This window comes from Sphaerotilus sp., from assembly GCF_041083715.1.
In the GTDB taxonomy this organism is placed as follows: domain Bacteria; phylum Pseudomonadota; class Gammaproteobacteria; order Burkholderiales; family Burkholderiaceae_C; genus Sphaerotilus.
This window is the reverse complement of the sequence record NZ_JBFPGY010000080.1, coordinates 1-11,940: the sequence shown is the minus strand read 5'-3', so window position 1 is coordinate 11,940 and position 11,940 is coordinate 1. Positions and strand designations below refer to the sequence as shown.

The 11,940-nt window shown below is 67.4% G+C and carries 13 protein-coding genes and 2 tRNA genes; 5 read left to right on the top strand and 10 right to left on the bottom strand.

Going from position 1 to position 11,940, the window contains the following annotated elements:
• From AB3X43_RS04145 to rplU, 3 genes are all read right to left on the bottom strand, one after another.
• Positions 1-421 (bottom strand): Obg family GTPase (locus AB3X43_RS04145; protein ID WP_473965057.1); only part of this gene is annotated, 421 nt, incomplete at its 3' end.
• A 107-nt stretch (positions 422-528) separates the two neighbouring features.
• On the bottom strand, positions 529-786 hold the full coding sequence (rpmA, locus tag AB3X43_RS04140) for a 50S ribosomal protein L27 (protein WP_179632468.1): 258 nt from the start codon (positions 784-786) through the stop codon (positions 529-531).
• Between the two features lie 44 nt (positions 787-830).
• Positions 831-1,142, bottom strand: coding sequence for a 50S ribosomal protein L21 (gene rplU / locus AB3X43_RS04135; RefSeq protein ID WP_179632469.1), 312 nt, complete (start codon positions 1,140-1,142; stop codon positions 831-833).
• A 286-nt stretch (positions 1,143-1,428) separates the two neighbouring features.
• On the opposite strand from rplU, the gene ispB reads away from it, so the two are divergent.
• The 3 genes from ispB to AB3X43_RS04120 all read left to right on the top strand — a co-directional run bounded on the left by ispB (position 1,429) and on the right by AB3X43_RS04120 (position 2,594).
• Positions 1,429-2,370, top strand: a complete 942-nt coding sequence (ispB, locus tag AB3X43_RS04130) for an octaprenyl diphosphate synthase (RefSeq protein ID WP_369428611.1) — start codon at positions 1,429-1,431, stop codon at positions 2,368-2,370.
• A 16-nt stretch (positions 2,371-2,386) separates the two neighbouring features.
• Positions 2,387-2,463: transfer RNA gene (locus AB3X43_RS04125), tRNA-Pro, on the top strand.
• 54 nt (positions 2,464-2,517) lie between these two features.
• Positions 2,518-2,594, top strand: a tRNA-Pro gene (locus tag AB3X43_RS04120).
• A 73-nt stretch (positions 2,595-2,667) separates the two neighbouring features.
• Here AB3X43_RS04120 and AB3X43_RS04115 read toward each other — a convergent pair.
• From AB3X43_RS04115 to AB3X43_RS04105, 3 genes are read right to left on the bottom strand one after another with little or no spacing between them, the layout of a single operon-like run.
• A complete protein-coding gene (locus AB3X43_RS04115; protein ID WP_369428609.1) occupies positions 2,668-3,843 on the bottom strand; it encodes an MFS transporter in 1,176 nt (391 codons plus the stop codon).
• On the bottom strand, positions 3,840-4,895 hold the full coding sequence (locus AB3X43_RS04110) for a Gfo/Idh/MocA family protein (RefSeq protein ID WP_369428608.1): 1,056 nt from the start codon (positions 4,893-4,895) through the stop codon (positions 3,840-3,842). The genes AB3X43_RS04115 and AB3X43_RS04110 overlap by 4 nt, the downstream gene beginning before the upstream one ends.
• The gene (locus AB3X43_RS04105; protein ID WP_369428607.1) at positions 4,892-5,698 is read right to left on the bottom strand and encodes a ThuA domain-containing protein; all 807 of its coding nucleotides are present in this window, start codon (positions 5,696-5,698) and stop codon (positions 4,892-4,894) included. The genes AB3X43_RS04110 and AB3X43_RS04105 overlap by 4 nt, the downstream gene beginning before the upstream one ends.
• A 99-nt stretch (positions 5,699-5,797) precedes the next feature.
• Here AB3X43_RS04105 and AB3X43_RS04100 point away from each other — a divergent pair, with 99 nt between their 5' ends.
• Positions 5,798-6,682: a helix-turn-helix transcriptional regulator gene (locus tag AB3X43_RS04100; RefSeq protein ID WP_369428606.1), complete on the top strand. Its 885-nt coding sequence runs from the start codon at positions 5,798-5,800 to the stop codon at positions 6,680-6,682.
• The gene (locus AB3X43_RS04095; protein ID WP_369428605.1) at positions 6,679-6,834 is read left to right on the top strand and encodes a hypothetical protein; all 156 of its coding nucleotides are present in this window, start codon (positions 6,679-6,681) and stop codon (positions 6,832-6,834) included. Before AB3X43_RS04100 ends, AB3X43_RS04095 begins: the two co-directional genes overlap by 4 nt.
• Before the next feature lie 44 nt (positions 6,835-6,878).
• Here AB3X43_RS04095 and AB3X43_RS04090 read toward each other — a convergent pair whose 3' ends face one another.
• From AB3X43_RS04090 to AB3X43_RS04075, 4 genes are all read right to left on the bottom strand, one after another.
• Positions 6,879-8,414, bottom strand: coding sequence for a malonate--CoA ligase (locus tag AB3X43_RS04090; RefSeq protein WP_369428610.1), 1,536 nt, complete (start codon positions 8,412-8,414; stop codon positions 6,879-6,881).
• 23 nt (positions 8,415-8,437) lie between these two features.
• On the bottom strand, positions 8,438-9,241 hold the full coding sequence (locus tag AB3X43_RS04085) for an enoyl-CoA hydratase/isomerase family protein (protein ID WP_369428604.1): 804 nt from the start codon (positions 9,239-9,241) through the stop codon (positions 8,438-8,440).
• Positions 9,242-9,307: 66 nt separating this feature from the next.
• Positions 9,308-11,446, bottom strand: a complete 2,139-nt coding sequence (locus tag AB3X43_RS04080; protein WP_369428603.1) for a M6 family metalloprotease domain-containing protein — start codon at positions 11,444-11,446, stop codon at positions 9,308-9,310.
• A 188-nt stretch (positions 11,447-11,634) separates the two neighbouring features.
• On the bottom strand, positions 11,635-11,940 hold a 306-nt coding region (locus AB3X43_RS04075), incomplete at its 5' end, for a TSUP family transporter (RefSeq protein ID WP_369428602.1).

The window sequence follows — 11,940 nt, the reverse complement described above, 5'->3', positions numbered from 1 at the left end:
TCTGGCGCGGGGCGCGGTTGGTGCTGGTCTTGTAGTGCAGGTTGCCGAAGCCGCCGTCGCCACCCTTGGCCAGGATGATCTCTTCGCCGTGCGTGAGCAGCTCGGCAATGACTTCTTCCGTCTCGCCGTCACGGATGATGGTACCGACAGGCACGCGCAGGACGATGTCCGCCCCGGCAGCCCCGAACTGGTCCGAGCCGCGCCCGGCTTCACCGTTGCGGGCTTCGTAGCGGCGGATGTAGCGGAAATCGATCAGCGTGTTCAGATTGCGGTCGCCCACGACGAACACATGGCCGCCACGGCCGCCGTTGCCGCCGTCCGGACCACCAAATGGAATGAACTTTTCGCGCCGGAAGCTGGCGCAGCCGGAGCCACCGTTGCCGGCGGCCACATCGATGGTGACTTCATCGACAAATTTCATGCTTGTACTCCAGCGTCCAGGCGCTTCGCAGCAATAACTTCAAGGAACTTCAAAGCAAAAAAGCCCCGGCTTGCCGGGGCTTCATGCGCGCAAGCGTCGCAGGTCGATCAGACCGGCGTGACGATCACGGTCTTGCGGTTCTCGGCGCCCTTGGTGGCAAACGAGATGGTGCCATCGACCAGCGCGAACAGCGTGTGGTCACGGCCCATGCCGACATTGCTGCCGGCATGGAAACGGGTGCCGCGCTGGCGCACGATGATGGAGCCGGCGCTGACGACCTGGCCGCCGTAGGCCTTGACGCCGAGCATCTTCGGTTGGGAGTCGCGGCCGTTCCGTGTGGAACCGCCGCCTTTTTTCTGTGCCATGGTTCAGATCCTCTGAGGATGTGCTGGATGGGAGAGGCGACGGCTCAGCCGAGCACCGCGCTGATTTGCAGCTCGGTGTAGTTCTGGCGGTGGCCCTGGCGCTTCTGGTAGTGCTTGCGACGGCGCATCTTGAAGATGCGCACCTTGTCGTGCCGACCATGCGACAGCACGGTGGCCGTCACCGTTGCGCCATCAACCAAGGGAGCGCCAACCCGGAGTTCTGCACCGCTTCCAACGGCGAGCACCTGGTCGATCACGATCTCTTGGCCAACGTCCGCAGTGATCTGTTCTACTTTGATTTTTTCGCCGGCTGCAACTTTGTATTGCTTGCCACCGGTTTTTATGACCGCGTACATATCAGCCCTTTCTTGGGGGTAAAGTTCTCACGCGTGATGCACACCGGCAACATCCCGGCTGCAAACGCGAAGCCCGATATTATGCCACGCTTTGCACGACATGCCGGTACCGATGTCGGCTTCTCATCACAGCCACAAGCAGCAAAGTGCGCAGGGGGGAAGACTGGTCAAGTGGTGGACGTGACGGGCTTCCTATAATCCACGGTTTTCAGCGCACCCCAACCAGCCCCTCCTCGTGAGCCTCGCCACCGCCACCCAGCCGACCTCCTCCGCCGTCACGCAACTCATGGCCGGCGAAATGGCGCAAGTTGATGCCGTGATCCACCGCCGTCTGGCCTCGGAAGTCGCGCTGATCAACCAGATCTCGCACTACATCGTCAGTGCCGGAGGCAAGCGCATCCGCCCGCAGCTTGTGCTCCTCTTTGCACGCGCCCTGGGCTTCGAAGGGGCAGAGCGCTTCGAAATGGCAGCCACTGTCGAGTTCATCCACACGGCCACGCTGCTGCACGACGACGTCGTCGACGAGTCGGCACTGCGCCGCGGCCGCAAGACCGCCAACGCGCTGTTCGGCAACGCGGCCAGTGTGTTGGTGGGCGACTTCCTGTATTCGCGCGCTTTCCAGATGATGGTGTCGGTCGACCGCATGCGTGTACTCGATGTGCTGGCCGAGGCCACCAACGTCATCGCCGAAGGTGAAGTGCTGCAGCTGATGAACATGCACGACCCCGACACCAGCGTCGAGGACTACCTGCGTGTCATCCGCTACAAGACCGCCAAGCTCTTCGAGGCCAGTGCGCGCATCGGCGCAGTGCTGGCAGGCGCCAATGCCGAGGTCGAAGCCGCCTGCGCTGCGTACGGGCAGTCACTGGGCACGGCATTCCAGATCGTCGATGACCTGCTCGACTACGAAGGCACGACCACCGAGCTGGGCAAGAACGTCGGCGACGACCTGCGCGAAGGCAAACCGACGCTGCCGCTCCTGCACGCCATGGGCGATGGCACCGCGGCCGAGCGCGATCTGATCCGCCACGCCATCGAGCATGGCGAGGTCGAGCGTCTCGACGAGATCATCCAGATCGTGCGCCGCACGGGCGCACTCGACGCCACCCGCCAGGCGGCACGCGACGAGGCGCAGCGGGCGCAGCAGCACATTTCGGCACTGCCCTCTTCCCAATTCAAGGATGCGCTGCTAACATTGTCAGTCTTGGCAGTTGACAGGAACTTCTGAAGTTTCTTGCAGCACACGGGGTGTAGCTTAGCCTGGTAGAGCGCTACGTTCGGGACGTAGAGGCCGGAGGTTCGAATCCTCTCACCCCGACCAAGACACAATTCAAACGATCGCGCCGCATGGAATCTCATGGCGCGATTTGTTTTTCGGGGTGTAGCTTAGCCTGGTAGAGCGCTACGTTCGGGACGTAGAGGCCGGAGGTTCGAATCCTCTCACCCCGACCAGACACTGTAGTGAGTACAAGAAAAATCGCGCCCTGGAGCGCGATTTTTTCTTGGTGCCTTCGATTCCCCGCAATCAGTCCTGGACGGGCACCCGCCGCGCACCCACAGCCAGCAGCACCGTGCCGACCACGACCACCGACATCGCCGCCGTCAGCGACACGGCGTGCGCGATGGCACCGATCATCGGCGGGCCGATCAGGAAGCCCGAGTAGCCGATCGACGACACCGACGCGATCGCTGCCGCCCGGCTGACACCCGGCACCCGCGTCGCTGCATTGAACAGGATCGGCACCACCGGCGCCAATCCCGCCCCGACAAACGCATAGCCGATCAGCGACACGACCGGATGCCCGCTGAGCAGCACGATCGCCATGGCCACCGCCGACAGCGACGCACTCGCCCCGAGCAGCAGCCGCTCCGAGTACCTCGCCCGCAGCGCATCCCCGCCGAAGCGCGCCAGCGCCATCGCGCCGCAGAAACTCGCGTAGCCGAGCGCCGCACGGTCCTGTGACATGCCGACTTCCTGCTTCAGATAGAGCACGCACCAGTCGTACATCACGCCCTCCGCCGTCATGCCGGTGAAGATCAGCAAGCCGATCACGAGCAGCAAGCCGCGCGGCCACGCGAAATGCGCCCGCTCACCGTCATCACCGGCCTCGCGCGGGTGCGCGTCGAGCAGGCCACCCGAAGTCAGCATCGCCAGCGCAGACACCCCCAGTCCGATGCCAGCAAGTTGCCAGGCCGGCGCGATCTGCAGCCGCAGCAGCCCCGCGCACAATGCGGCCCCCGCCATCGCGCCCAGGCTGAAGGTGCCGTGCAGGTTGCTCATCACGGTGCGGCCGCTCAGGCTTTCCAGCGCCGTGCCTTCGGCGTTGATGGACACGTCGTAGCAGCTCATCAGCGCTCCGAACAGCACCATCGCCGGCAGCACCGCCCACAAGCCCGGCCAGTGCAGCACCAGCGCCAGCGCCACGCCCATGACACTGGCCCCCAGCCGCACCACGCCCCGCACGCCCAGCCGCTCGACCACCCGCCCCGCGAAGAACAGCGACGACACGGCCCCCAGCGCCGCCGACAGCAGCACCAGCGACAGCGTGGCCTCGTCCAGCGCGTACTGCGCCTTCACCGACGGGATGTGGGCGCCCCACGCTCCGCCGAGCACGCCCAGCGCCCCGAACTGCCAGCGCACCGCCTTGCGCGCCCGCGACAGCCTCGCGGCGTCCGGCCGGGTGTCTACGGCGGCCGTCACAGCTGCACCGGTGCGCCCGTGCGCGCACTCTCGTAGATGGCATCGAGCAGTTCCATCACGATCAGCCCTTCCTCGCCCGGCGCAGGGTGCGGCCGGTCGTTCAGGATCGCGTCGGCGTAGTCGTGCATCGCCGATGGCGCCGACGTCGCGGCCTGGTGCAGATGCAGGTCGAACGGCGCGCCGTGCTGCTCGGTGAAGATGTGCGCGTCGAAGGTATAGCCCTCGTCGAGATTCTTCTGCAGCAGGCCAGCGCGGGTGCCAAGCAGACGCGTCTCCATGAGCTCGGCTTCAGCGATGTTGGCCGCCCACGAAGCTTCGAGCGCCAGCGTCGCGCCATTCTCGAAGCGGATGAACGCGGTCGCCAGATCCTCCACATCGAAGGTCTTGCCCGCCTGGTCCGCCAGCGCACGGGCGATCGGGTCGTAGGTCGCACCCATCACCCAGGTCGGCTTCGGGTAGCCCATCAGCCACAGCGCCAGATCCAGCCGATGCACACCCAGGTCGATCAGCGGCCCGCCGCCGGCCAGCGCCTTCGTACCGAACCAGCCGCCAAAACCTGGCATCCCCCGCCGGCGGTGCCAGACGCTGCGGCCGAAGTAGAACTCGCCGAACACACCGCCATCGACCTGCGCCTTCAAGGCCCGCGACTGCGCCGAGAAGCGGTACGAGAAGTTGATCATCAGCCGTTTGCCCGCCCGCTCGGCAGCGGCCAGCATCTCGCGGCCCTCGCTGGCGTTCATCGCCATCGGCTTCTCGCACAGCACGTGGCAGCCTGCCGCCAGCGCCATCAGCGTCAAGTCCTTGTGGAACTTGTTCGGCGTGCAGATGCTCACCACGTCCAGTGCCTCGGCCGCCAGCATCGCCTCGGCCGTGGCGTGGCAGCCGGGGACGCCGAACTGGTCCCCCACCGCTGCCAGCCGCTGCGCATCCGGATCGGCGATGGCGACGACCGCGACCTGCGGATGCTGCCGCCAGCCCTCGATGTGCGCACGGCCCATGCCCAGACCGATCACCCCCACGCGCAGACGACGCACGCCCGTTTCCCCCTTCATGCGATGTCTCCGCGGCTCTGCTGGATACCGACCTTGCCGAAGTTCAGCGCCTTCGGGCTGAGCGCCTCCAGCGGCGGACTCTGCGGACAGACATCCACGATGTTCACGCGCGGCGCGGCCCATTGCACTGCATTGGTCATCACCCGCTGCACGTTGGCATCAAAGTAGGTCGGATACGCCTCATGGCCGGGGCGGAAATAGAACACCCGCCCATGCCCGCGCTCCCAGCAGCAGCCCGAGCGGAACACCTCGCCGCCCTCGAACCACGACAGGAACACGAGGCTCTCGGGCTTGGGAATGTCGAAGCGCTCGCCGTACATCTCCTCGTACGGCAGCTCGAAATACTCGCCCAGTCCCGTGGCGATCGGGTGCGACGGCTCGACCACCCACAGCCGCTCCTTCTCGTCGGCCTCGCGCCATTTCAGCGAGCAGTTGGTGCCCATCAGGCGGCGGAAGATCTTCGAGAAATGCCCCGAATGCAGCACGATCAGCCCCATGCCTTCCAGCACGCGGCGCTGCACGCGCTCGACGATGGCGTCCTCCACCTGGTCATGCGCCCGGTGGCCCCACCAGATCAGCACATCGCAGCCGGCCAGCCGCTCCTCGCTCAGACCGTGTTCGGGCTGGTCGAGGGTCGCGGTCGAGACCTCCAGCGGCAGCGCGCCGGGGTTGAGCGCCGGGGTGTCGCGCAGTGCCTGGGCGATGACGGCATGCAGGCCGTCGGGATAGATCGCCTGCACGGCGGGGTTTTGGCGTTCGTGCTGGAATTCGTTCCAGACAATGACAGAAATCTTGGTCTTCACAGCAGGCATCCGAAGCAAGGTTGGGGAGATTGCAGGCCCACAGCGTAAGGACATCGGCAGGCCAGTCCAAGGTCAAGCACTAGCAGAATTCCGACAATGATGCGAAAAAACCTGGAGTCCGCGCTGACCGCCGCCCTGGCCGCTGCCCAGGCTGGTCAGCTCGTCGTCCACCGGCCGCAGAACCTGGGCGCACCACAGTCCCGGGGCGACGGACATTTCCACCTGACACCCGAGCTGTTCGTGCAGGTCGAGGGCTGGACCGACTTTCGCTTCCCGCACACCGGCTGCCGGCTGGTGGCGGGCGAGGCGCTCATCGTGCCGCCGCAGTTGCGCCACGACGAGCATGTCGGAGCAGCGCGTGGAGCAGCGTTCCGCAACGTGGTGGTGAACACGGCGGGGGCCGCGCTGATGTGCCACCTCGCGCACGAACACAGCCCGGGCAGCCCCGGCATCGCCCACCTCGAAACCCGCCACCACGCGCAGGCCGCCCGCATCCACGACTGGCTGTTCCATGCCTCGCAAAGCCCGTCCGACCCGGTACCGCCCTGGGCCGACACGCAGGCGCGGGCGCTGGTGGCAGCGGCGCTGGCGGGGGTGCTGCTCGCGCTGAACGAAGCGGAAGGCGAGGCCAGCCGCGAGCCGCCGCTGATCGCCCGGCTGCGCGTGCTGATCCAGAACCAGCTCGGCGACCACACGCTGGGTGTGCGGCGGCTGGCCGAGCAGTCGGGCTGCACGGCGGACTACCTCTCGCACCTGTTCCGCGAGGTCACCGGCGAAGCGCTGATCGGCTGCATCAACCGGCTGCGCATGGAACGCGCAGCCCGGCTGCTGCGCGAAACGACACTCGCCATCAAGGAAGTGGCGTGGGCCTGCGGCTTCGCGGCGCCGAGCTACTTCATCCGTACCTTCCGGACGCACCACGGCGTGACCCCCAAGGCATGGCGGGACGGGGCCACGCAAGGCGCCGTACCATCGACGCCATGACGGCGCTGTCGGAAGTTTCCTGGATCCACCTGGCCGTGGCCCTCGGCATCGGGCTGCTGATCACGGTGGTGCAGATGGCGTGGCTGCTCGGGCGGCCATGTCCGGCGGGAGACGCCCGTTCGCGCAGCAGGTGGTGCCCGGCCTGCTGCTGATCGCCGCGGTCGCGTGGGGTGGCTGGTGGCTGAGCGCCTGAGGGTCAGGCCGCGAACAGCACCTGGTGGACCTCGCGCAGCAGGTTCTTCTGCACCTTGCCCATCGCGTTGCGCGGCAGGTCGGCGACGACGAAGGCCCGCTTGGGCACCTTGAAGTTGGCGATCTTCGACTTGAGCGCGGCCACCAGCGCGTCCGCATCCAGCGCCGCGCCCGCCTTCGGCACCACCACCGCGACCACCGCCTCGCCGAAGTCCGGGTGCGGCACGCCGATCACTGCCGACTCGGCCACGCCGGCCATGTCGTTCAGGTAGCCCTCGATCTCGGCCGGGTAGACGTTGTAGCCACCGGTGATGATCAAGTCCTTGCTGCGGCCGACGATGGTGAGGTAACCGCGCCCATCGGCGTCGAAACGACCGACATCGCCAGTCTTGAACCACGCATCCGCCGTGAATTCCTCGGCAGTCTTCTCCGGCATGCGCCAGTAGCCACCGAACACGTTCGGGCCGCGGACCTGCACGTTGCCGATCTCGCCCGCCGGCAGCGCCACCCCCGCGTCATCCACCACCCGCACGCCGACCCCGGGCAGCGCCGGGCCGACCGTGCCACCGAGGCGCTCGCCGTCCTCGGCGCGGCAGGGGTTGGACGTGAGCATCACCGTCTCGCTCATGCCGTAGCGTTCGAGGATGGTGTAGCCGGTGCGCGTCTGCCAGTCGCGGAAGGTCTCGATCAGCAGCGGCGCCGAGCCGGAGATGAACAGCCGCATGCGGGCGCAGGCCTCGCGCGTGAGGCCCGCCTCCTGGAGCAGTCGCACGTACAGCGTCGGCACGCCCATGAACACCGTCGCCCGCGGCAGCCGCTCGACCACCGCCTTCGGATCGAACTTCGACAGCCACAGCATCTTCGAGCCGTTCAGCAGCGCGCCATGGCTGGCGACGAACAGGCCGTGGACATGGAAGATCGGCAGCGCATGGATCAGCACGTCACCGGGCTGCCAGTTCCAGTGGGTCTTCAGCACCTGCGCGTTGGACAGCAGGTTGCCATGGCTGAGCATCGCGCCCTTGCTGCGGCCGGTGGTGCCACTGGTGTAGAGGATGGCGGCGAGGTCGTCGGCCGATTTCACTGTCGGCACGTGCTCGTCGCTGAAGTGCGAAGCGCGTTCCAGCAGCGAGCCGGTGCGGTCGTCGTCGAGCGTGAAGACGTGGGCGACGCCCTTCTGGAACGCCAGCTTGCTGATCCAGGGGAAATTCTTGCTGGCGCAGACGAACACCGCCGGCTCGGCATTGCCGATGAAGTAGTCGAGTTCGGCTGCCTGGTACGCCGTGTTCAGCGGCAGGTAGACGAAGCCGGCCCGCAGCGTGGCCAGGTACAGCACCAGCGCCTCGACCGACTTCTCGGTGTGGACCGCCACGCGGCTGCCAGCAGGGATCTCCAGCGATTGCAGCAGGTTGGCAAGCATCGCCGTCGCGCGCTCCAGGTCGCGCCAGGAGTAGACGAGGCCGTTGTCGGTCTCGATCGCCGCCGCGTCGAGGTCGGCAGGGAAGGCACCGCGCAGCGCGGCGAACAGGTTGTCGTTGGACATGGTCATGCGGGGTGGTCAGGCGGTCAGGAGCCGGTGAAGTTCGGCTTGCGCTTCTCGATGAAGGCGGTGATGCCTTCGCGGTGGTCGGGGCCGCTGGCGTAGGCGGCGAACTCGGCACGCTGCGCTTCGGTGAAATGGAATTGTGGCGCGACAAGACGCAGGGCGCGCTTGTTCAACCGTGCGGCACGGGGTGCGCCGGCGGCGATGCGCTGCGCGGTCGCCTCGGCCTCGGTGGCCACTTCGTCGTCGTAGACCACGCGGTGAACGAGTCCGCGGCGCAGCGCGGTTTCGGCGTCCAGCAGCCGCGCTTCGAGCAGGATCTCGGCCGCGGTCGCCAGCCCGGCCACCCGCGCCACACCGGCCAGCTCGTCACACGCCATCGGAAACCCCAGCCGCGCGATCGGCGCCCCGAAGCGGCTCGACTGTCCGGCGATGCGCAGGTCGCATTGACACGCGATCTCCAGCCCGCCGCCGACACACGCACGCTCGATCTGTGCCACCAGCGGGATGTCGCAGCGGTACATCGCCTCCAGCGCCGGGGCGACGATGTTCTCGTGGAAGTCGCGCAGCCGCGCTTCGTCGAAACGGAAGGCGGGGAACTCCTCGATGTCGCCGCCGGAGACGAAGGTGCCGCCCTCGCCACGCACGATCACGCAGCGCAGGCCGGGCTCACGCTCGGTCAGTCCGTCGAAGATGCCGCGCAGCGCACGCCACATCGCGACATTGACGGCATTGAGCTTGCCGGGGTTCGAGAGGGTGACCAGCGCCACGTCGGACCAGGTCGCGTGGCGTTCGTAGCGGACATCGGGCAGCGGTTCGGCACTCATGGGACGGCTTCTTCGGGATCCAAAGAAGCCATCTTAGGGAATTTGTGCGCCGCAGGCTGCGACCACTCAGGGACCGGCGAAGGTTGCGGTCACGGACTTCTCGCCGTCGATGGCCAGACGGCAGGTGCCTGTGCCGGCGCAGGCACCACCCCAGCCAACGAAGCGCTGGCCACGTGCCGGCAGCGGCGTGAGCTGCGTGAGGGTGCCGGACTCGCGCGAGAAGCTGCAGCCACTCAGGCAGGCCACCCCGGAAGGCAGTCCGCCAAGGCGCCCGGCGCTGCCGGACTGGCGCACATTCACCGTGTAGTGCTTCGGTGAAAACAGCGCCCGGACCGCCTGGGCCGCCCCCATGGTCACGGTGCAGGTCAGACCGGCGCCACTGCAGCCGCCCGACCAACCGGCGAAGTCCGACTGCGCCGAGGGAGCCGCCGTCAGCGTCACCACGGTGCCGGCGGTGTAGCGCGCGCTGCAGGTCAGACCGCAGTCCAGTCCGGACGCGCCGCGCACGGTACCGCTGCCGTTGCCCGTGCGGGTCACCCCCAGCGCAAAGGTCGGCAGCTCGAAGGAAGCGGTCACCGTCGCGGCCGCGTTCGGGCTGATGACGCAGAGCGTGCTGGTGCCACTGCACGCCCCGCTCCAGCCGGTGAAGACCGAGCCGGTGGCCGGCTTGGCGGTCAGCGCCACCCGGCTGCCGCTGTCCACGCTGGCGGCGCAGACCGTGCCGCACTGGATGCCAGACGGCGCACCCGTGACCGTTCCGCTGCCGCCACCTTGGCGAGTCACGCGAACGGGAACCGGCAACGTGACCGAAAAGGTGGCCGCCATCGTCGCCTCGCCGGCTGCGCTGATGTTGTGCATCGCCGCGCCGGTGGTGCTGCCGTCGTAGCGGCTGGAGTTGGGTTTCGTGTCCGGGCCGAAGAGCCGGGATGCGGTGTAAAGATCGCCCGGATCGGCCATCTGCCCCTGTGCGATCTGGTTCAGGCCGTCCGCCTCGACCAGCGCCAGCAGCTTGTGTGCGGTGTAGGAGTTGTTGTAGAGATAGTCGTAGCCCGACGCATTCAGGCGGGCATCGACATGCCACAGCGAGAGGCCGTCGCCGACGAAGCCGGTGTCGTTGCCCGCCGCGCGGCGGCGGTACTGGGCCAGGAAATACTCGGTGAACGGGTTGGTGGCGGAGGCCCCCGGCATGAACAGCACGGCATCCGGACTGGTGCCCGACGGGCGCAGCACCACGGTGGCGCTGCCGCCCGAGACGATCCGGGGCGTCAGCCAGCCCAGCACGAACTTCGAGAACGCGTTGTGGTCCCCGATGTTGCTGTGCATCATGTCGTAGCCGCCCGCCCCGCCCTTGGGGCCGACGCTGCCGTCGTAGTCGTAGTAGTCGGGCAGCCCGAGCGCGTGGCCGGTCTCGTGGATATCGACCTGCGGCTCGTAGAGCGGATCGGTGTTGTAGTGCCCACCAGCCCAGGACCAGACCACCTTGCGGATGTGCTTGCCACCGTAGGTCTGCGTGCCGCCGTAGACCGTCTGCTTGGCCCACCAGAACGACGCCCAGGCCCCGGCCGGGCCGGCCCACTTGACGAACAGGGTGTCGAAGTTGCCGTCCCCATCGTTGTCGTACTGGGCCATCGGGTGACCGGTGGCCTGCAGGGCGCCGAGCGCTTCGTCGACGACCGCCGCCGTGCCTGCACGCTCGCCCAGCGCCTGGTAGTAGGACCGGCCGTAGCGTGCCCGGTACCACGGCGCCACGTGGCCGTGGAGATCCAGCTGGCCATAGGACGAACGCAGGTAGAAGGCACGCAGGCTCTCGTAGGGATAGCCGGGCACGGCCGGACCACCGACGCCGAACATGCGCTCCTCGATCAGCGCGGATGTGTTGGCCTCGACGTGGGGCTGGTCGGGGAAGTCGACCAGCAGCACAAGAATCTTCGGCGCGCCGGTCGTCGGCAGTCCGCCACCCCAGGCGGGCGGCGGTGTGTCGATCGAGATCGTTCCGTTCGCGCGCCCCGTGCGGTAGGCCAGCGTCGCGACCGTGGCCGGATCCAGCAGGTGATTGCCCAGCGCCCGGGCCTGCGCAGCCTGTGCAGCGAGCTGGCCGCTGGCGCGCAGTTGCTCCAGCTCAGTGTCGGTCGGTGGCGCCAGCGCCCAGGCCGGCAGTGCCAGGGAGACGAACAGGACAGAAAGGACAGGCGCCAGCGAACGCATGAGGCGATGCAGCAGCGCAAGGGCAGTTCTTCGGTGGATCACGGTGGCTCCCTGGAGTCCGACAACGGGCTGGCAGCCCCGGAAAAGGGGCTGTACCCCTCCTCATTTCGGCGCTCAAGTTCCGCGACTTGACGCAGATATGCCAGTCCCGGTGTGACCAGGGAAAAAAAATCCTGCGGCGGATCGCGTCAGGCGACGACGGCATCCCACAGCAGCTTCACCCCCGACAGCAGCATCCCCGCCATCACCAGCCGATAGAACAGCGTCGGCTTGACCCGCGTGGCCAGCCGCACGCCTGCCCAGACCCCGACAAGCACCACCGGCCCCAGCGCCAGCGAGGTGCCCAGGTTGGTCAGGTCGATCAGGCCGAGCTGCCAGTACGGGATCCACTTCGACAGGTTCACGAGGGTGAAGAACACCGCCATCGTCCCGCTGAAGCGCAGCGGCTCCAGCTTGAGTGGCATCACGTAGAAGCTGATCGGCGGCGCACCCGC

Excerpts from the sequence above, each read along its gene's own strand:
- rpmA (WP_179632468.1), bottom strand. The coding sequence starts at position 786 with ATGGCACAGAAAAAAGGCGGCGGTTCCACACGGAACGGCCGCGACTCC.
- rplU (WP_179632469.1), bottom strand. The coding sequence starts at position 1,142 with ATGTACGCGGTCATAAAAACCGGTGGCAAGCAATACAAAGTTGCAGCC.
- ispB (WP_369428611.1), top strand. The coding sequence starts at position 1,429 with ATGGCCGGCGAAATGGCGCAAGTTGATGCCGTGATCCACCGCCGTCTG.
- AB3X43_RS04110 (WP_369428608.1), bottom strand. The coding sequence starts at position 4,895 with ATGAAGGGGGAAACGGGCGTGCGTCGTCTGCGCGTGGGGGTGATCGGT.
- AB3X43_RS04100 (WP_369428606.1), top strand. The coding sequence starts at position 5,798 with ATGCGAAAAAACCTGGAGTCCGCGCTGACCGCCGCCCTGGCCGCTGCC.
- AB3X43_RS04095 (WP_369428605.1), top strand. The coding sequence starts at position 6,679 with ATGACGGCGCTGTCGGAAGTTTCCTGGATCCACCTGGCCGTGGCCCTC.
- AB3X43_RS04090 (WP_369428610.1), bottom strand. The coding sequence starts at position 8,414 with ATGTCCAACGACAACCTGTTCGCCGCGCTGCGCGGTGCCTTCCCTGCC.
- AB3X43_RS04085 (WP_369428604.1), bottom strand. The coding sequence starts at position 9,241 with ATGAGTGCCGAACCGCTGCCCGATGTCCGCTACGAACGCCACGCGACC.
- AB3X43_RS04080 (WP_369428603.1), bottom strand. The coding sequence starts at position 11,446 with ATGCGTTCGCTGGCGCCTGTCCTTTCTGTCCTGTTCGTCTCCCTGGCA.